Source organism: Aeromonas sp. FDAARGOS 1409 (assembly GCF_019048705.1).
Taxonomy (GTDB): Bacteria; Pseudomonadota; Gammaproteobacteria; order Enterobacterales; family Aeromonadaceae; genus Aeromonas; species Aeromonas sanarellii.
The window spans coordinates 4,256,468-4,273,265 of the sequence record NZ_CP077395.1 but is presented as its reverse complement, the minus strand read 5'-3'; the positions used below and the strand labels follow the sequence as shown (position 1 = coordinate 4,273,265).

At 64.5% G+C, this 16,798-nt stretch carries 19 protein-coding genes; 9 read left to right on the top strand and 10 right to left on the bottom strand.

What is annotated here, in order from left to right; all coding sequences use genetic code 11:
* Positions 1 to 38: 38 nt before the first annotated feature.
* Both I6L39_RS19775 and I6L39_RS19770 read left to right on the top strand, forming a co-directional pair.
* The gene (locus tag I6L39_RS19775) at positions 39 to 248 is read left to right on the top strand and encodes a cold-shock protein (RefSeq protein ID WP_005302803.1); all 210 of its coding nucleotides are present in this window, start codon (positions 39 to 41) and stop codon (positions 246 to 248) included.
* Positions 249 to 342: 94 nt separating this feature from the next.
* A complete protein-coding gene (locus tag I6L39_RS19770) occupies positions 343 to 648 on the top strand; it encodes a hypothetical protein (protein ID WP_042076764.1) in 306 nt (101 codons plus the stop codon).
* On the opposite strand, the gene I6L39_RS19765 is transcribed toward I6L39_RS19770, so the two are convergent.
* Positions 635 to 883, bottom strand: coding sequence for a TIGR02647 family protein (locus tag I6L39_RS19765; RefSeq protein ID WP_010675310.1), 249 nt, complete (start codon positions 881 to 883; stop codon positions 635 to 637). The genes I6L39_RS19770 and I6L39_RS19765 overlap by 14 nt on opposite strands.
* A gap of 246 nt (positions 884 to 1,129) precedes the next feature.
* On the opposite strand from I6L39_RS19765, the gene I6L39_RS19760 reads away from it, so the two are divergent.
* Both I6L39_RS19760 and I6L39_RS19755 read left to right on the top strand, forming a co-directional pair.
* Positions 1,130 to 1,687, top strand: a complete 558-nt coding sequence (locus I6L39_RS19760) for a hypothetical protein (RefSeq protein ID WP_042076680.1) — start codon at positions 1,130 to 1,132, stop codon at positions 1,685 to 1,687.
* A gap of 93 nt (positions 1,688 to 1,780) precedes the next feature.
* The gene (locus I6L39_RS19755; RefSeq protein WP_042076678.1) at positions 1,781 to 2,173 is read left to right on the top strand and encodes a DUF2750 domain-containing protein; all 393 of its coding nucleotides are present in this window, start codon (positions 1,781 to 1,783) and stop codon (positions 2,171 to 2,173) included.
* A gap of 95 nt (positions 2,174 to 2,268) precedes the next feature.
* On the opposite strand, the gene I6L39_RS19750 is transcribed toward I6L39_RS19755, so the two are convergent.
* From I6L39_RS19750 to I6L39_RS19730, 5 genes are all read right to left on the bottom strand, one after another.
* Positions 2,269 to 4,074, bottom strand: a complete 1,806-nt coding sequence (locus I6L39_RS19750; RefSeq protein WP_216991851.1) for an extracellular solute-binding protein — start codon at positions 4,072 to 4,074, stop codon at positions 2,269 to 2,271.
* A gap of 135 nt (positions 4,075 to 4,209) precedes the next feature.
* Positions 4,210 to 5,103 carry an EamA family transporter gene (locus I6L39_RS19745; protein WP_216990600.1) on the bottom strand — a complete coding sequence of 298 codons (894 nt, stop codon included), beginning with the start codon at positions 5,101 to 5,103 and terminating at the stop codon, positions 4,210 to 4,212.
* Between the two features lie 127 nt (positions 5,104 to 5,230).
* Positions 5,231 to 5,977, bottom strand: a complete 747-nt coding sequence (locus I6L39_RS19740) for a DNA-binding transcriptional regulator YciT (RefSeq protein WP_216990599.1) — start codon at positions 5,975 to 5,977, stop codon at positions 5,231 to 5,233.
* A gap of 81 nt (positions 5,978 to 6,058) precedes the next feature.
* Positions 6,059 to 8,491 carry a formate C-acetyltransferase/glycerol dehydratase family glycyl radical enzyme gene (locus tag I6L39_RS19735; protein ID WP_216990598.1) on the bottom strand — a complete coding sequence of 811 codons (2,433 nt, stop codon included), beginning with the start codon at positions 8,489 to 8,491 and terminating at the stop codon, positions 6,059 to 6,061.
* A gap of 4 nt (positions 8,492 to 8,495) precedes the next feature.
* On the bottom strand, positions 8,496 to 9,392 hold the full coding sequence (locus I6L39_RS19730) for a glycyl-radical enzyme activating protein (protein WP_216990597.1): 897 nt from the start codon (positions 9,390 to 9,392) through the stop codon (positions 8,496 to 8,498).
* A 128-nt stretch (positions 9,393 to 9,520) separates the two neighbouring features.
* Between I6L39_RS19730 and fsa the strand changes: the two genes are divergently transcribed.
* Together fsa and I6L39_RS19720 are read left to right on the top strand one after the other, a co-directional pair.
* Positions 9,521 to 10,171 (top strand): fructose-6-phosphate aldolase, encoded by a 651-nt coding sequence (gene fsa / locus I6L39_RS19725; RefSeq protein WP_216990596.1) that lies wholly within the window; start codon positions 9,521 to 9,523, stop codon positions 10,169 to 10,171.
* A 99-nt stretch (positions 10,172 to 10,270) separates the two neighbouring features.
* Positions 10,271 to 10,459: a hypothetical protein gene (locus I6L39_RS19720; RefSeq protein ID WP_042076666.1), complete on the top strand. Its 189-nt coding sequence runs from the start codon at positions 10,271 to 10,273 to the stop codon at positions 10,457 to 10,459.
* Here the strand turns inward: I6L39_RS19720 and I6L39_RS19715 are convergent.
* Positions 10,456 to 11,652, bottom strand: coding sequence for an HD-GYP domain-containing protein (locus I6L39_RS19715; protein WP_216990595.1), 1,197 nt, complete (start codon positions 11,650 to 11,652; stop codon positions 10,456 to 10,458). The two genes, I6L39_RS19720 and I6L39_RS19715, sit on opposite strands and share 4 nt — an antisense overlap.
* A gap of 172 nt (positions 11,653 to 11,824) precedes the next feature.
* Here I6L39_RS19715 and rsuA point away from each other — a divergent pair, with 172 nt between their 5' ends.
* Positions 11,825 to 12,517, top strand: a complete 693-nt coding sequence (gene rsuA / locus I6L39_RS19710) for a 16S rRNA pseudouridine(516) synthase RsuA (RefSeq protein ID WP_042076336.1) — start codon at positions 11,825 to 11,827, stop codon at positions 12,515 to 12,517.
* Positions 12,518 to 12,562: 45 nt separating this feature from the next.
* Here the strand turns inward: rsuA and I6L39_RS19705 are convergent, their stop codons facing one another.
* Positions 12,563 to 13,462, bottom strand: a complete 900-nt coding sequence (locus I6L39_RS19705; RefSeq protein WP_216990594.1) for a DMT family transporter — start codon at positions 13,460 to 13,462, stop codon at positions 12,563 to 12,565.
* A gap of 266 nt (positions 13,463 to 13,728) precedes the next feature.
* On the opposite strand from I6L39_RS19705, the gene I6L39_RS19700 reads away from it, so the two are divergent.
* Entirely contained in the window at positions 13,729 to 15,366 is a 1,638-nt protein-coding gene (locus tag I6L39_RS19700; protein WP_216990593.1) for a peptide ABC transporter substrate-binding protein, read from the top strand.
* A gap of 10 nt (positions 15,367 to 15,376) precedes the next feature.
* Positions 15,377 to 15,919: a phosphodiesterase gene (yfcE, locus tag I6L39_RS19695; protein ID WP_216990592.1), complete on the top strand. Its 543-nt coding sequence runs from the start codon at positions 15,377 to 15,379 to the stop codon at positions 15,917 to 15,919.
* A 59-nt stretch (positions 15,920 to 15,978) separates the two neighbouring features.
* Here yfcE and I6L39_RS19690 read toward each other — a convergent pair whose 3' ends face one another.
* The gene (locus tag I6L39_RS19690; protein WP_216990591.1) at positions 15,979 to 16,395 is read right to left on the bottom strand and encodes a flagella synthesis protein FlgN; all 417 of its coding nucleotides are present in this window, start codon (positions 16,393 to 16,395) and stop codon (positions 15,979 to 15,981) included.
* Positions 16,392 to 16,712, bottom strand: a complete 321-nt coding sequence (flgM, locus tag I6L39_RS19685; protein WP_042076347.1) for a flagellar biosynthesis anti-sigma factor FlgM — start codon at positions 16,710 to 16,712, stop codon at positions 16,392 to 16,394. Before flgM ends, I6L39_RS19690 begins: the two co-directional genes overlap by 4 nt.
* Positions 16,713 to 16,798: the final 86 nt, after the last annotated feature.

Here is a 16,798-nt window from a genome sequence, read left to right as displayed (position 1 = left end):
AAAGCATAAGTAATTATTTTGAATACAGGTTTAAAGATATGTCCAACATGATCACCGGTACCGTCAAGTTCTTCAACGAAACCAAAGGCTTTGGCTTCATTCAGCAAGAAAACGGCCCGGACGTTTTCGTTCACTTCAGCGCCATCCAAGGTAACGGCTTCCGTACCCTGGCTGAAGGTCAGCGCGTACAGTTCTCTGTGACCCAAGGTCAGAAAGGCCCGCAGGCTGAGAACGTAACTGCTCTGTAATTCTTACAGAATTTAAGAAAGCCGTGGTACCTCTGGTGCCACGGCTTTTTGTTTTGTGCCATCTTGATGACAGATCCTTGCCATGGCCTCCACTATGCTCCCATCACTCCTGCTGAGCGCGGCGCTCTCCAGCCCCGTCAATGTCCCGATACCCGATCCCGTGGCCCGTGAAGCCGCCTCCGTGTGCCAGCAGTTTGTACAGGTGCGACTGGGCAGCGCGACGCAACCCGACGAGATCAGGGCGCAGCCTGTGGTGAAGCGAGTGGGGGAGTGGGTGATCGATGGCAAGATAAAAGGACCCGAAGGTCCTTTGCTGTTTGCCTGTCTGCTGCGCCAGGGGGCGCACTGGGAGTTGCTCAACTTTTCGCTCTGGGCCCCGCAGGAACTCAATTCGGCTTGAGTGCGACCAGCAGGTGCTGGAGATGTTCCAGCATGGTCATGCCGAAGGGGGTCAGATAGCCGCCATCCGCCGCCGTGATCAGACCCTGGCTGTGCAGGCGTGCCGCGGCCTGGCACAGCGCTTCCGACATGTCGCTGCGCAGCTTGATCCCCAGGCTCATGTTGGCCGGATCAAAACACGCCAGTATTTTCAGCTCATTCACAAAATCGTCAGAAACCTGGTTGATCCCACTCATGGATGCACTCCTCACGCTAAAGATGTATGCAACCTAGCATCCCCGGTGCCACTTTAGTGGGCGCTGGCTCAAACTATTGGTCTTTCTCGGGGAGGCTCAGGTTCGAACGCTGCTTTTTTGGGCTCTGGCCCGCCGCTCGCCGGGCCGTGGTTCTGGGCCTCTGCATTGGTAAACATGCTAGAATGGCCCCTCGTTCATCCTCATGGCCGGGTATGACACCAGGTCGTTCAGTTCAAGGCGCGTCTCATGATCACTGTCACCCTGGTATCTCTGCTGCACTCCCTGGGCCCCCGTTTTTCCGTTTATGCCCCCTCCTTGCTGCTTCCCCTCCTGGACGGACATCAGGGGGATCTCTGGCTGCCTTCCATCAGGGGGGAGGACGTGACAGCACTGCGTCAGCATGGCAAGGGTGCGAGTGCGCAGAGCCTGGCTCCGCTGGCGGCGGGCTGGTGCGACTTTGCCGCCCAGGGGGAAGGCGACACTCCCGGGCTCGAGGCGCTCGCGAGTTACGACGAGGAGATGCTGGACAACCTGCTGATGTACTGGCACAGCCCCGCCAAGATAAACAGCCCGATCACCGATAACCTGTTCGAGCTGCGCCGCGAGGTGGTGGACGAGGCCCATGGCACCAAGCTGGCGGCGGCCTGGCAACGACAGCAACAGGCGCGCCTCGAGCAGATCATGCAAGGGGTGCGGGCCGGACGGGATCAGCTCTGCTTCGTCGAGGTGGAGTCCGCCTACTGGTTGCGCCAGCGTTTCAGCGAGATGGCGGAGATCACCCTGGTGACCCCGGAGCTGGGATGAGATCGCGAAAAATGGGTGACCGATCACTCCTGCTGGACAAGGCGCCGGCAAGATGTGAACATATCGCCCTTTATTTCATGAGAGACTTGACCGATGAGCTATGAACTTAGCGACACCGAGCGCAATGCCGCGCTGCAACTGAACGCCGATTACCGCTTTGATCACTTCATCAGCAAGCTGGTCGAGCACGAAGAGCTGTTTGTCCTGACCGACGAGCACGGCGTCATGATGCTGACGACCGAAGAGGAAGACTGCATCCCGGTGTGGCCGCATCCCGACTACGCCAAGGCCTGGGCCGAAGGGGAGTGGGCCGAGTGCAAACCGCAGTCCATCACCCTCAAGGTGTGGCTGGAGCGCTGGGTGGATGGCATGGAGCAGGACGAACTCTGCGTCGCCGTGTTCCCGACGCCGGATCAGGAAGGCATAGTGCTGGATCCGGCCGACGTGGCCGACGCCATCGCGCAAAAGCAGGCCAAGCGCGGCTGATCGCCCCGCTTGCCGCTGCAACCCCGGTTGCAGAAAAGACCCCGCCTATGTGCGGGGTCTTTTGTTTGTGGCGCGGCTAGGCGGCGCAAGCCGCTTCATTTCTGCTGATAGGTGGTATCAATCAGGGTGACTGTCGGGAAGGTCTGGCCTGACTTGATGGCGGCCCGGGTCTGCGCCTTCGCCTCTTCGTCGATCCAGAGCAGGCCACCGAAGCTGTAGCCGCTGTTGCCCCCGTCCAGCGGCCAGTAGAGCAGATCGCTCTGGGGCGTCGCCGGCACCTTGGGCAGGCGGACCCAGCGCCAGGCGCCGGCCCGGGTATAGGGCACCTGGTAGGCGGGGACGAAGCTGGCGAGCTCATAGAGCCGCTGCTGGATCTGGCGGGAGAGCTCGGCCTTCTTGCCGAAGTCGAACGCCTTGTCGTACTGCTCCACCAGGGCCGAGAGGGCCTCGTCATCGAGGTTCATGATGTTGTTGGTCTGGGGCTTGTTGGCGTTGACCCTGTGGAAGTGCTCCCAATAGGCGGGGTAACGGCCGCCGCTCCAGGCCATCCAGGCGCTCTGGTGCTTCTTCTCCAGCATGGACTTGAAGCCGGCCGAGGCATCCATCAGGTTGAGCTCGAGGTTGAGCCCCGCCTTCTTCGCCTCTTCCCGCAGCAGGGTGAGACGCTGGGCGTGCTCCGCCGTGGTGTAGGTGATGGTCAGTGTCAGGGGCTGGCCCTTGTCGTTTCGCAAGATGCCATCCGGTCCGGTCTTGGTGAAGCCCGCCTTGGCGAAGTATTCCCGGGCGAGCTTGGGATCGAAGGGGCGTGCCTTGAGGTCGGTATTGGTGAAATTCCCCTGGCCCGAGCCATAGGTGTTGAGACGCTGGTAATCCCCCCGCAGCAGGGTGGTTATCATCTTGTCAAAGGCGAGGGCGTGCTGGATGCCGAGCCGCACGTCGAGATCCCTCAGCAGCGGATCCGCGGTGTTGAGATAGAGCCCCATGGGGGGCTGGGGCGTCTGGTTGTAGAACCAGAGCCGCGCTATGTAGCCCTTCTCGAACTCCGGCGTCTTGCTCTTGTCGTGCCACCAGTTGGGCATGACCAGGGGGAAGGTGTCCAGCTCGCCGCGCAGGAAGTGCTGCCAGGCGATGTTCTGATCCCTGAGTACCTTGATCTCGATCCGGTCCGGGTTGAAGCGGTGCTGGAAGTAGCGCTCGTCATTGCCCCACCAATCCTTGACCCGCTCGAAGGTGATCGCCTTGCCCTTCTTCACCTCGCCAATCCGGTAGGGGCCGGTGACCGGCAACACCTTCCAGTTGTACTCCTTGACCCAGTCGCTGGTCAGCTTGATGGCATGGCTGGGCTCCGGGCTGAACGGCAGGGATTCCAGCAGATCCTCCCGGCTCTTCTCCGTGCCGCTGGTGATGGCCAGGGTATGGTCGTCGAACCGGGTCACCTCGCTTATCTGGGTGCTGTAGTAGTTGTTGTACCAGGGGTCGTTGATCTCCTTGCTGCGCATCATCTTGAGGGTAAAGACCCAGTCATCGGCGGTGACGGGCTGGCCGTCCGACCAGCGTGCCTTGGGGTTGATGCGAAAATAGAGGGTCTTGTGGTCCGCGCCGAAGGCCCACTGGTTGGCCAGCATCGGCATGGGATGGCCTGTAACGGGGTGGGTGCTCAAGAGCGGCAGGTTGGTCTCGCGGACATAACCGGCAAAACCGCCGTTGGAGTCGGGCCCGTATTTGCGCAGGGTGAGCGGGAAGCTCGACATGAAGTCACGGAAGGTGCCGCCCCGCCTGGCCTCTGGATCGGCATAGACGGGGTCGGTGTCATTGCTCTCCCATTTTAGGTCGGCCGGCAGGCTGGCACTCCAGCCGAAGGGGCTCCAGCACAGCGGCAGCACGATGGCCATGAGCCCCATGGCCCGTGATAAAGAGGGAATGACCGAGGGTGAAGGGTGGCGCATGTCCTTGCTCTCCTGATGATGGCGTCCGGCCGGGATAGGGGATCGGGCCCAAGAGGGCCTTCACCATCATGGGAAGTTTCCCCTGCGAGGTCAATCCTCGGCCTGGACCCTGAACAGCCGCATTTTGCCTCCCAGCAGATGCACCAGAAAGCCGAGCAGCACCAGGCCGGAGCCCAGCCACTGCAAGGGGGTGGGGTGTTCATCCAGCAGCAGGGCTGCGGCCACCATGCCGACGCAGGGCACCAGCAGGGAGAGGGGGGCCACCTGCGCCACCGGATAGCGCATCAGCAGCCGCCCCCACAGGCCGTAGCCGAGCCAGGTGGCGACAAAGGAGAGATAGAGCACGCACAGGAGCCCCTGCCAGCTGAAGTTCAGCAGGCTGCTGGCCATCAGCTCCGGTCCCTCGAACAGCCAGGAGAGCGCGAGGAAGGGGAGTATGGGCACCAGGCCGCCCCAGGCGATAAGGCTGGGCAGCGTGGTCTGGTAGCGCAGCCCTATCTGGCGGTTGATGACGTTGCCAAGTCCCCAGCAGGCGGCCGCGCACAGGGTCAGCACGAAGCCGAGCAGGGTCAGGTTACCCTCGCCATGGGTGGCGATGAGGTAGAGACCCAGCCCCGCCAGGGGCAGGGCCACCCAGTGGTGGGGCTGCCAGCGCTCCCCCAGCCAGATCATGGCGAACAGCAGGGTGAACACCACCTGGGATTGCAGCACCAGAGAGGCCATGCCCGCGGGCATGCCGAACTTCATGGCGCAGAACAGGAAGGCGAACTGGCCCAGGCTGATGGCGCCGCCGTAGGCCAGCAGCCAGCGCCAGGGCATGGCGGGTCTGGGGACCAGCAGGATGGCGGGGAAGACCACCCCGATGAAGCGCAGCGCCCCCAGCAGCAGTGGCGGAATGCCCTCCAGCCCCCACTTGATGGCGACGAAGTTGAGGCCCCAGCAGAGGATGACCAGGGCGGCCAGACACTTGTCCTTGGTTTGCATGCAACGTCCTTGTGTGAGCGGCTCCTGCCAGGGGAGGCCGAAAGAGGACGAGCATACCCCTGTCAGGGTGGGCGCCGTCAAGCGGCCAGGCGGGGGAGGCGTCAGGCCGCGAGCGGCCATGACGGGATCAGGCGGCGACGCAGTGAAGGGTGATGCCGCGCACCGCCAGGGCGGCCCGCATGGGGGCGGGCAGGGCATCGTCGGTGACCAGCACGCCGATCTGCCCCGGCGCGCCGAGGGGGCTCGGGTGGATGGCGCCGAACTTGCTGCTGTCGGTGATGACCACATTGGTCACCCCCTTGGCCAGCACGCTGTTGACCACGTCCGCCCGCATCATGTCCCGGCCGGTGAAGCCCATCTCGGGGTGAAAGCCGTCCACCCCGATGAAGGCCTTGGAGAAGTGCACCTGCTCGATACACAGGCGCGTCAGCGGCCCCACCACGCTCTCGCTCTGATGCTGGAACAGGCCGCCGAGCAGCACCACCTGGGCCTGGGTGTCCCGCAGCAGGTGGGCGATGTAGCTGCTGATGGTGATGATGGTGACCCGCTTGTGCAGGGCCAGATGGCGGGCCAGCAAGGCGTTGGCACTGCCTCCCTCGATGAAGACCGTCTCGCCATCCTCCACCAGCTGGGCGGCCCGCTCGGCGAGGCGTTCCTTGAGCAGGTAGTTGATGTTCATCCGCGCGTCGGGGTCGTCGCTCTCCAGCGCCATGGCCGAGCCGTGCACCCGTTTGAGCAGCCCCTGCTTCTCCAGCGCGGTGAGGTCGTTGCGCACCGTCACCTCCGAGACCCCGGTACGTAGGGAGAGCTCGGCCACGCTCATCTTGCGGGCCTGATGGACCAGGGTGAGGATCAGTTGATGGCGTGGGTTCATGGGGCCTCGCAGGTTGGGAAGATAGCGGCAAGCCACCCGGGGGTGGCTTGCCTGTCATCGGTCGCACGGGCGCTGTGGGGGTCAGAGACTGTGCTCGGTGCGGGCGATGATATCATCTTGCGCATCCGGGGATAAGGCGGTGAAGAAGGCCGAGTAACCCGCCACCCGCACCACCAGATCCCGGTACTGATCGGGATGGGCCTTGGCCGCCAGCAGGGTTTCGCGCGAGACGATGTTGTACTGCACGTGCCACCCCTTGTGCACCTCGAAGAAGGTGCGCAGCAGGCTCATCAGCTTGGCCTTGTCCCGCTCGTTCTCCAGGCTGGCCGGGCTCAGCTTCTGGTTGAGCAGCACGCCACCGAGGATGGCCGCCGTGGGCAGCTTGCCGAGGGAGTTGAACACCGCCGTCGGGCCGAGGCGATCCGAGCCCGACGAGGGGCTGGCCCCTTCTGCCAGCGGGGTGCGGGCGTGGCGGCCGTCTGGGGTGGCCATGGTGGCCGCGCCGAACGGCACGTTGGCCGAGATGGAGGAGGTGCCCGCATAGTAGGTGCCGCCGATGGGGCCGCGACCGAAGCGGGTGTTGTGCAGCCCCTTGAGCTCGTCGATGTAGCTCTGGTAGGCCTGCACCAGCAGCAGATCCACCTCGTCCAGATCGTTGCCGTATTTGGGGGCCGCATGGGTGAGGCGCTGGCGCAGCTGTTCCCCCTCGAGCCCGGCAAAGTCCTGCTCCAGCGCCTCGGCCAGCTCGCGCTGATCCACCACGCCCTGCTTGAACACCAGTTTTTTCAGCGCCGCCAGGCTGTTGCCCAGGTTCGCGATCCCCACCTGCAGGCCGGAGACCCAGTCATAGACGGCGCCCCCCTCCTTGATGGTCTTGCCGCGCTCGATGCAGTCATCCACCAGGGCGCTGCAGAGGATGTCGTGGGCCTGGGCCTCCAGCACGCTGTCCACCACGCAGTCGATCTCGATGGACTTGCGGGTGAAGTAGCGCACCTGCTCGTCCCAGCGGGCCATCACCTCGTCGAAGGAGGCGAAATTGCCCTCGCGCAGGGTCTGGGGCTGGGGCAAGAAGACCTTGCCGGTGGTGGCATCGCGGCCGCCATCCAGCGCCGCCAGCAGGATGCGGGCGAAGTTGATGAAGCTCATGCCGGTGCAGCGATAGCCCCACTTGCCGGGCACCGCGGTCTCGATGCAGCCGATGGCGGCGTAGTGGTGGGCATCCTCCTCGCTCACCCCGAGCCTGATGAACTCGGGGATCACCACCTCGTCGTTGTTGAAGGCGGGCATGCCGAAACCGCAGCGGATCACCTGGATGCAGGCGTCGAGGAAGTCCTCGCTCATGCCGGCATGGTAGCGCACCGAGAGGTTGGGCTGGGTCGAGCGCAACTGGCCGCAGGACTCCAGGATCGCGTAGGAGAGGCCGTTGACCGCGTCCTGGGCTGTGCCATTGCGCCAGTTCTGCCCGCCTATGGTGACGTTCTGATAGAGCGGGCTGCCGGCTGAGGCCTTGGAGTGGGTACCGGAGCGGATCTTGTTCACCTCCAGCAGCTTGAGCCAGCACCCCTGCAACAGCTCGATGGCGCGCGTGCGCGGCAGGGATTCCGACAGCTCCACTTCCCGGCGATACCAGGGATAGAGGTACTGGTCCATCCGGCCAAACGACACCGAGTGGCCGTTGGACTCGATCTGCAGGATGAGCTGGATGAAGTAGCAGAGCTGCAGCGCCTGCCAGAAGGTTTCCGGCGGCCGGTGGGCGATGTGGGCGCAGTTAAGGGCGATGGTCTCAAGCTCACAGCGGCGCTCGGGACGCGGCTCCTGCTGCGCCAGTTCGCGGGCCAGCGCGGCATAACGCTCGATGTGCTGGCTGACGGCATCGAAGGTGATGGCGACGGCCTGCAGGAACTGCTCGCGCTGCAGATCGGCCCAGTCCGCCAGATCGAGCCGGCCGCGCCGCTCGGCCACCCTGGCCTTGAGGCCGTCGAGGCCGAGGGCGAGCAGTTGCTCGTAGTTGACCGCGAGGTGGGCATCCCCCGAGGTCATGTTGCCCTCGGCCTTGATGATGCCGCTCTCCAGCAGCGCCTTCTGCTCGTCGGTGAAGAGGCCGTAGCAGCGATCCTGCACCGTCTGGCCGCGCCAGAAGGGGGTGAGGGCGTGGATGGCCAGCTTGTCTGCCTCGCTCACCGCAAAACCGGCACCGGGGCGGTCGGCCAGCTCGTCGATCTCCTTCTCGATCCAGCCCACCGTGTATTCGGGAAAGAGCGGCGCCGCCCGCACCTGGCTCCCCTGGTTGCCGACGATGAGCTCGTCGTGCTTGATCCAGATGGTGCGCTCCTTCAGATGATGAGCCAGCGCCAGGGCGCGGCGTACCGGCAGCGGCCTGGCCAGGTGGGCCTGATAGGCCTCGGTATAGTGGCGGGCCCGCTCGGTGCAGACCGGCGGCTGGACGATGTGGATCAGGCTCTCCTTGTGAGCGCGGATCCGGGGGCTGAGGGTATTCAAATCGAGCTGGGTCATGATCTTATCCTCTGGTGACAGGGGTCAGCCCCTGGCGTTGGGCATAGGTGTGGGCAAAGTCGAGCAAATTCGGGTCATCGAGGGGTCGCTCTGGCGCCTCGTAGGGCAAATCCAGCAGGGCATATTTACCCGCCCCCAGGGTGTGGTAGGGGAGAAAGTGGATCTCCTGCACAGTGCCGAGGCTGGCGGCGGTGTCGGTGATGGCTTTTATCGATTCGCGGTCGGCATTGAAGCCGGGAATGAGCGGCACCCGGATCTGCATGGCCACGCCGCGCTCGGCCAGACGCCCGAGGTTCGCCAGGGGCAGGGCGACCTTGCCGCGGGTCCAGTCGAAGAAACGCGCCTCATCCACGTGCTTGAGATCCGCCAGCAGCAGGTCGAGGTGGGGCAGGCTCGGCTCAATCTGGTGCCAGGGCACGTGCAGGCAGCTCTCCACCGCGGTATGGAGCCCCTGGGCCTTGCAGCGGGCCAGCAGCTCTGCGGCGAAGTCGGGCTGCATAAAGGGCTCGCCGCCGGAGAGGGTGATCCCGCCGCCGCTGCGCTCGAAGAAGGGGCGATCCCGCAATATTGTGCTCATGAGCGCGTCCAGGCTCTCCTCCCGACCGCACACCTGCAAAGCCTCACTCGGGCAGAGGCCGCGCAGCCGCTCCACATCCTGGGCTCCGAGGCCGGACCGTATCAGCCGGATGCCTTGAGCGTCACGCAGGATGGCCGGGCAGGCCTGGCTGCAGAGGCTGCATCCCTCGATGCATTGGCGCCGGTCGAGCAGGATCTCCGGCCTGGGAGAGCGGCTTTCCGGGTTTTGACACCAGCGGCAGGCGAGGGAGCATCCCTTGAGAAACACCAGGGTGCGTATGCCGGGGCCATCGTGGGTCGAGTAGCGTTGTAGGTCGAAAATCATACCGCCTCCTTTTGGTTTTTCATTCTATTTGCTTTCATTCGAAAGTCATTTTGATGTTGATCAATAAATTTGCGAATGAGAAACCGCTAGAATGGCGACAGATTGAACATCCCCATAAGGAGTCAGAGATGGAGCTTTATCTCGATACGGCCGATGTGGCCGCGGTGCGCCGCTGGTCGCGGATCCTGCCGCTGGCCGGCGTCACCACCAACCCGTCCATCACCGCGGCCGGCGGCATGCCGCTGCCCGAGCTGCTGCCCGCCCTGCGGGAGGTGCTGGGCGCCAAGGGACGGCTGTTTGCCCAGGTGATGGGCAAAACCGAGGCCGAGATGGTGCGCGAGGCGTTTGCCCTGCGTGAGCTGGACTTGGACCTGGTGATCAAGATCCCGGTGTGTGCGGAAGGACTGGCGGCCATCAAGACCCTGACGGCCAACGGGGTGCCGACCCTGGGCACCGCGGTCTATACCCCGCTGCAGGGTTGGCTGGCGGCGGTGGCCGGGGCCGAGTACGTGGCGCCCTACGTCAACCGGCTGGATGCCCAGGGGGGGGACGGCATCAAGACAGTGCAGGAGCTGCAGCAGCTGCTGGCGCTGCACGCCCCGAACAGCAAGGTGCTGGCAGCCTCCTTCCGTACTCCGCGCCAGGCCCTCGACTGCCTGCTGGCGGGCTGCCGGTCCATCACATTGCCGCTCGATGTGGCGGAGCAGCTGCTCCAGGTGCCGGCGGTGGACGCGGCGCTGGCGAAATTCGATCAGGACTGGCAGCGGGCGTTTGCCTGAGCCAGCTTGAAGGCAGGATGAAGGGGCGGCAGGCGGGCTAAGCTAGATAGAGAGGGCCCGCCGCGACGGGCCGGGAACGATGGCTGACCGGAGGTGACCATGAGCGACCATACCCTGCTGCCCCATGGAGAGGATCTGCGCCGCGCCGTGCGCTGGCTAAGCGACCATCATCTGCACGACATCCGGGCCATCGAGGAGGCCTGCCTGCGCTTTGATCTCTCCCCGCTGGATGAGGAGTTCCTCATCCGCTACTGCCGCGAGCAGGCCCCCGAGTCCCGGGTGCGCTAGACGAAATGGGCCAGGTTGATGCCAAACTCCTTGGGATCCACCGTGTTCTCTATGGTCTCCTGCACTCCGCTTCGGGCGAGATCCAGCCACTGCACCTCGAGATAGTGGCGCTGGGTCGCGTGATAGATAACCTTGACCACGGGCTTGAGCGGCTGCTGTTCGTTGCGCTGCATCACGACGGCCAGCCGCTGGTTGGATAGCTGCACCAGGGTGCCGACCGGATAGACCCCCATGCACTTGATGAACTTGGTCACCAGCACCCGATCGAAGTGGTGATCGGCCCCCTTGAGCAGGATGCGAAACGCCTGGGTCGGCTGCATCCCCCGCTTGTAGACCCTGTCCGCCGTGACCGCGTCGTAGACGTCGACGATGGCGCTCATGCGGGTATGGAGCGAGAGCTGTTCTCCCTTGAGCCGTCTTGGATAGCCGGTGCCATCGAGGCGCTCGTGATGGTTGGTGGCCACCTCCAGCATGGTGGGGGTGATGCCGGCGGTGGCGATCAGGATGTCGTGGCTGTGCACCACGTGCTGGCGCATGACATCGAACTCCTCGTCCGTCAGCTTGCCCGGTTTGTTGAGCACCTCGTCCGGCGTCATGATCTTGCCCACGTCGTGCAGCAGACCCCCCAGGGTCAGCTCCCTGAGCACGCTGCGCTCCAGCCCCAGATAACGGCCGAAGTTCGCCAGCAGGATGGCGACGTTCATGGAGTGCTCCATCAGATAGGCGTCCTTGGCCCGGATCCGGGCCAGACAGAGCATGGCGTCCCCATGGGTGAACATGGTGTCCACCATCTCTTCGGCCACCGCCGCCAGCGGCGTGATGTCGATGGGTTCCCCCGCCTTGAGGTGGCGGATGAACTTACCCTGCAGCTCGCGGGCCTCCTGATAGAGGCGGCGGATCTTGAGCTCGCGCCCTTCGCCGCTGGCGCTGCTGCCGGGGGGCTGGGCGCCGGCAGAGGGGGAGACGGGGGCCGGGGAGAGGTGTTGCTCTATGCCGGCCAGCTTGCTGCGGGCGAGATCCACCCGCACCGTGGTGACGCCGCGCCGGAGCAGGGCCTCGATCTGCTTGGTGCTGGTGACCAGCCCCATCTGGGCTATTTCCATGGTGCCGGTCTGGCTGGTGATGGCAATGACATACATGCCGGGCTGCAACTGGCTGACGGGAATGACGGGATGAGGCTGAGTCGGCTTCATGGGGACGTCCTGAGATTATTATTATGCATGGTGTGACGCTGCTGGCGGCAGTCTACCACCGGGGCCGGATGGCGTCAGGCACCATCTGCCGCTCTCCCTGCTTAGTGCTGGTGTTGTCGGGTTCGGCCGATATAATGACGCCCCTTATCAAGATGGATTCCGAGGTTTTTGCATGCGGCTCGATAAATTTATTTGCGATTGCTCCGACTTGACCCGTTCCCAGGCGGGCAAGCTGATCCGTCAGGGGGAGGTCATGGTGGACGGGGTCCTGGTCAAGCAGCCTGCCTTCCACATCCACGAGCAGAACCAGATCGAGTTTGACGGCGTTACGCTCACGCTGAACCAGCGCAATCGCTACTTCATGCTGCACAAACCGGAAGGCTACGTCTGCTCCAACGAGGATCCGGATCACGCCACCGTCTTCCAGCTGCTCGACGAGCCCGCCATGGGCAAGTTGCACGTGGTGGGCCGGCTCGATCTCGACACCACTGGCCTGGTGCTGATCACCGACGACGGCCAGTGGTCCCACCGCATCACCTCGCCACGGCACGAGTGCGCCAAGACCTACCACGTCTGGCTGGCCGACCCCGTGAGCGAGGACGCCATCTCGCTGTTTGCCGACGGCGTCTATCTGCGCAACGAAGCCGACAAGACCCGTCCCGCCGAGCTGGAGATCCTGGGGGAGTGCGAGGCGCGCCTCACCATCCACGAGGGCAGGTATCACCAGGTGAAGCGGATGTTCGCCGCCATCGGCAACAAGGTGGTGGGGCTGCACCGGGAGCGGATCGGCGAGCTGACCCTGGACGAGGAGCTGGCGCCGGGGGAATACCGTGAGCTGACCGAGGAAGAGGTAGCCAGGTTCTGATCCCCCTCGCCCTGAGGGCGAGGGGAAAGGCCGGGGACAGGGGGATCAGGATCCCCCCAGCACCAGCGCCGTGCCCAGGGTCGCCAGCAGGGCGCCGGCCCAGGCGGGGAGCGAGGGCCGCACTCCCGAGTGCCACCACAGCAGCGGCAGCAGGATGACAGGGGTGGTGGAGGAGAGGATGGCCACCATGCCCACGTCCCCCTGACGCAGGGCCACCAGGATCAGCGTCATGCCGAGCGCCATCGCCAGAAACCCGTTGATGCCTATCATGCCGAGCACCTGCCGGTTGATGGGGTGGTGGGGCATGGCCAGCGGCACCCGCAGCACCCGCAGGGCGCAGTGGGCCAGCAGGGCGCTGCCCATGCGGATGCCGGAGGCGCTCACCGCGTCCACGGTGCCACCCATCATCACCGGCTTGGCGATGATGGCACCGAGGCTCTGACACAGGGCGGCGGTGAGGCCCAGGGCAATGCCGACGACGAGGCTGCCGCGCACCTGCTCCCATTCGCTCTGCTGATTGTCGCCACGGCGTCCGAACAGGATGGCGAGCATGACCCCGGCCAGCACCAGCAGGGCACCCACCAGACGCCAGCCTCCGAGCCGCTCGCCGAACAGCCAGAGCCCGAGCAGGGCGGAGAAGAGCGCGTGGCAGGAGAACAGCAGGCCGCTGCGCCTGGGGCCCAGCCGGTTCATGCAGGCGAAGAGGGCGGTGTCGCCGACGAAGATGCCGACGAGGCCGGAGAGCGCCAGCAGGGGGAGGGCGCTCTCGGTGAGCGTCTGCCAGCCCCCGGTGGCGAGGCTGGCGCTGGCCAGCATCAGGCTGACCAGGAACATGCGCCAGCGGCTGTAGGCAAAGGCCCCCAGATGGCGCGCCGGTTTGACGGAAATCAGGGCGGCGACCGCCCATAAACTGGCGGCGGCCAGCGCCAGCCATTCGTATCCCATAAAGACCCCTGAAACGGCAGAAACCCGCCGGATGGCCCCCCTGTCAGCCGGTCGTCACGGCCAGACTGGCGGTGGAAGCATGCCGGCGGCGGCTCTCGCGCAAAAACGGCTGAAAAAAATAGCCCGAAAGACTCCATCTGCCGGGCAAGCCCGATACAATACGGGGCGTCTTCGGGGATAACAAGGGCGGCATCATGCATTCGGTTTCAGGCGCGCCGTCGGCCTTCCCCACCCTGCAGTCAGAAGAATTGAAAGAGGTTGATGTCATGTTTTACCGTTTCACCGCCCGGCCCGCCCGCCGCTGGCTTCCTTCCCTGTTGCTCGGGCTGATGATGGCGCCCCCCCTGCAGGCGACCACAGTGGGGCAGCAGCCTGTGCTGTCGGACCGGCAGACCCTGGTCAAGGGGAACGGCGCCGAACCCGAGTCCCTGGATCCGGCCCAGATCCGTTCCGGCTTCCCGGGGGAGGTGGTGCTGGTGGACCTGTTCGAGGGGCTGGTGAGCGAGGACGGGCAGGGCAGGATAGTGCCGGCCCAGGCCCAGCGCTGGGAGACCAGCGAGGACGGGCTGGTGTGGCGCTTCTTCCTGCGCCCCCAGCTCAAGTGGTCCAACGGTGAGCCCCTTGGCGCACGGGATTTCGTCTATGCCTGGCGGCGGTTGCTGAACCCGGCGCTGGCATCGCCCTCCGCCGGTCTCTTGCTGGCGACCGGCATCAACAATGCCCAGTCCATCTACGCCGGTGCGCTCGATCTCGATGCCCTGGGGGTGGAGGCCGAGAGCGACCAGATCCTGAAGGTGACCCTGGAGCGGCCTGTGCCCTACTTCCTGCAGCTCATCAGCCAGCGTCCCTTCGTGCCGGTCAATGAAAAGGCGGTCAGCCAGTTCGGCAAGCAGTGGACCCAGCCCGGCAAGCTGGTCAGCAACGGCGCCTACCGGCTGGTGAACTGGGTGCCGAACGAGCGCATCGAAGCCGAGCGCAACCCCCAGTACTGGGACGATGCCCACACCCGGATCCAGCGGGTGACCTATCTGCCGCTCGCCTCCCAGCACGCGGAGCGGCTGCGCTACGAGGCGGGGGAGATCCAGCTCACCAACAAGGTGGCGCTGGAGTACTACCAGAAGGCCATGCAGGAGACGCCGGAGCGGATCTGGGGCCTGCCGCTGCTCGGCACCTACCTATATACCTTCAACCTCAATCGCCCGGAGCTGCAGGACGTGCGGGTGCGTCAGGCTCTCTCCATGGCCATCGATCGCCGCCTGCTGACCGAGAAGGTGAGCGGTCAGGGAGAGCGTCCCGCCTGGTCCCTGCTGCCCGGCATGCCGGATTATGACGAGCTTGGCTCTCCCCTCGCCCTGGAGGCGCAGCCGACCCGGCTGGCCCGTGCCGCCGCCCTGCTGGCCCAGGCGGGCTACAACAGCGCCCATCCCCTCAAGCTGACGCTGACCTACAACACCTCGGAGAACCACAAGAAACTGGCCCTGGCGGTGGCGGCCATGTGGAAGCCGCTGGGGGTGGAGGTCGTCCTCAACAACCTGGAGTGGAACGCCTATCAGGTGGCTAAGGACAGCGGCGACTTCATGCTGGCCCGCTCATTCTTGTTCGGTGATTACGTGGAGCCCTCCTCCATGCTGGGCAGCTTCCGTTGCCAGGATCCCCAGAACGAGAGCGGTTACTGCAACCCGGCCTTCGACGGTCTGCTGCAGCAGGCGTCGGAGACCCTGGATGCTAAGGCCCGGACCGGGCTCTATCATCAGGCGGAACAACTGCTGATGGAGGAGATGCCCGTCATCCCCGTCTATCACTACAACCAGATGCGGCTGGTGGACCCGGCCCTGCGCGGCCTGCCGAGCCGCAACCTCAAGGGCGCCATCGCCACCAAGGATCTCTACTTCAGTCAGCCATGAGGAAAGTGGGATGAAGATAGCAATTATCTCTGATGTACACGGCAGCCTGCCTGCCCTGGAGCAGGTGCTGGCCCGGCTCTCCCCCTGGCAGCCGGATCACTACCTGCTGCTCGGGGATCTGCTCAACCACGGTCCGCGCAACCCGGTGCCGGAGGGCTATGCCCCTGCGGCCGTGGCCGAGCGACTCAATACACTGGCTTCCCGCATCATGGCGGTACGGGGCAACTGCGATTCGGAAGTGGATCAGATGCTGCTGGATTTCCCCATCACGGCCCCTTACAACCAGATGTTGATGGACGGGCGGCGCTGGTTCGTGAGCCACGGCCATCTCTATCAGCCGGAGGCGGTGCCTTTGCCTGCGGGCAGCCTCTTCATCAGCGGCCACACCCACCTTCCCGTGCTGCGGCAGGACGGGGAGAGGGTCTTGATGAACCCGGGGTCCATCTGTTTTCCGAGGGGGGAGTGGGCGGCCAGCTACGGCCGTTACGAGGATGGTGTCATGAGCATTCACGCCTGCGCCGATGATGCCGAGCTGATGCGGCTGGCGCTCTGACCCGCGCGGGTCAGGACAGAGGGATAAAGGGGGGTCTCAACGCCGAAGCGGGAAGGGGGTCAGGCCTTGATCCCCAGGGAACGGGTGCCGGAGCGGGTATTGCCCTTGGCGTCGTAAGTCAGGGAGTTGCTGTCCTTCAGCTTGCTGAGGAAGCTGGCCAGCCGGCGATTGGAGACGATGCTGAGTTCGAGCAGGCGACCGTTGAGGTTGTTCTGCTCCTGGCAGGCTTCCAGCTTGGCCTGCAGGACCTGCAGCTGGTCAGGGAAGGCACCGAGTCGCTGCTGCAGGTCGGGCTGTCCGGCCAGGGTCTTGTCCAGGGTCTCGATGGCCACCAGCAGTTGCTGCTTGCGATCGGCCAGCGCCGGCAAGGCGAGGGCCCGGTGAGCCTTGAGCAGATCAAACTCCTCCGCCAGCAGACCCTGCATCTGGGAGAGGTTGTCGTCCTGGGCGTGCAGCAGCTCGACGAGATCCATCATCCCAGCCGCTTGTCCAGATCGGCTTCAAAGCTGAACATCTTTCTGGCCACGGCTTCGCTGTTGACCTTGTACTCCCCACTGGCCACGGCCTTCTTCAGGCTCTCGACGCGGCTCTCGTTACCGGTGGAGGCGGTGTTGAGGGTCTTCTGCATCTGTTGCAATTGCTGCGCCTCGCTGGTCAAGGAGACAGAGTCGCTCTTGACGGTCGTCGCGCGGTTGCCCTCGCCAGAGGTCGCGGACTTGGTGGCTACACCTTGACTGGTCCCGTTGTTTTGCAACCGGTTGTTAGCCAAGTTGTTGATATTGTTGATAGCCATAAGGTTTACCTTCGTCTGCTTTGCTGTTCGCTTACCTGTATATCGGTGACGGCGGTCAGAACTTTAGAAAAAAAATCGGATCGTTA

What these genes read in the sequence shown, in the direction of transcription:
- I6L39_RS19775 (WP_005302803.1), top strand. Translation starts at nt 39, where the DNA reads ATGTCCAACATGATCACCGGTACCGTCAAGTTCTTCAACGAAACCAAA.
- I6L39_RS19770 (WP_042076764.1), top strand. Translation starts at nt 343, where the DNA reads ATGCTCCCATCACTCCTGCTGAGCGCGGCGCTCTCCAGCCCCGTCAAT.
- I6L39_RS19765 (WP_010675310.1), bottom strand. Translation starts at nt 883, where the DNA reads ATGAGTGGGATCAACCAGGTTTCTGACGATTTTGTGAATGAGCTGAAA.
- I6L39_RS19760 (WP_042076680.1), top strand. Translation starts at nt 1,130, where the DNA reads ATGATCACTGTCACCCTGGTATCTCTGCTGCACTCCCTGGGCCCCCGT.
- I6L39_RS19755 (WP_042076678.1), top strand. Translation starts at nt 1,781, where the DNA reads ATGAGCTATGAACTTAGCGACACCGAGCGCAATGCCGCGCTGCAACTG.
- I6L39_RS19750 (WP_216991851.1), bottom strand. Translation starts at nt 4,074, where the DNA reads ATGGGGCTCATGGCCATCGTGCTGCCGCTGTGCTGGAGCCCCTTCGGC.
- I6L39_RS19745 (WP_216990600.1), bottom strand. Translation starts at nt 5,103, where the DNA reads ATGCAAACCAAGGACAAGTGTCTGGCCGCCCTGGTCATCCTCTGCTGG.
- I6L39_RS19740 (WP_216990599.1), bottom strand. Translation starts at nt 5,977, where the DNA reads ATGAACCCACGCCATCAACTGATCCTCACCCTGGTCCATCAGGCCCGC.
- I6L39_RS19735 (WP_216990598.1), bottom strand. Translation starts at nt 8,491, where the DNA reads ATGACCCAGCTCGATTTGAATACCCTCAGCCCCCGGATCCGCGCTCAC.
- I6L39_RS19730 (WP_216990597.1), bottom strand. Translation starts at nt 9,392, where the DNA reads ATGATTTTCGACCTACAACGCTACTCGACCCACGATGGCCCCGGCATA.
- fsa (WP_216990596.1), top strand. Translation starts at nt 9,521, where the DNA reads ATGGAGCTTTATCTCGATACGGCCGATGTGGCCGCGGTGCGCCGCTGG.
- I6L39_RS19720 (WP_042076666.1), top strand. Translation starts at nt 10,271, where the DNA reads ATGAGCGACCATACCCTGCTGCCCCATGGAGAGGATCTGCGCCGCGCC.
- I6L39_RS19715 (WP_216990595.1), bottom strand. Translation starts at nt 11,652, where the DNA reads ATGAAGCCGACTCAGCCTCATCCCGTCATTCCCGTCAGCCAGTTGCAG.
- rsuA (WP_042076336.1), top strand. Translation starts at nt 11,825, where the DNA reads ATGCGGCTCGATAAATTTATTTGCGATTGCTCCGACTTGACCCGTTCC.
- I6L39_RS19705 (WP_216990594.1), bottom strand. Translation starts at nt 13,462, where the DNA reads ATGGGATACGAATGGCTGGCGCTGGCCGCCGCCAGTTTATGGGCGGTC.
- I6L39_RS19700 (WP_216990593.1), top strand. Translation starts at nt 13,729, where the DNA reads ATGTTTTACCGTTTCACCGCCCGGCCCGCCCGCCGCTGGCTTCCTTCC.
- yfcE (WP_216990592.1), top strand. Translation starts at nt 15,377, where the DNA reads ATGAAGATAGCAATTATCTCTGATGTACACGGCAGCCTGCCTGCCCTG.
- I6L39_RS19690 (WP_216990591.1), bottom strand. Translation starts at nt 16,395, where the DNA reads ATGATGGATCTCGTCGAGCTGCTGCACGCCCAGGACGACAACCTCTCC.
- flgM (WP_042076347.1), bottom strand. Translation starts at nt 16,712, where the DNA reads ATGGCTATCAACAATATCAACAACTTGGCTAACAACCGGTTGCAAAAC.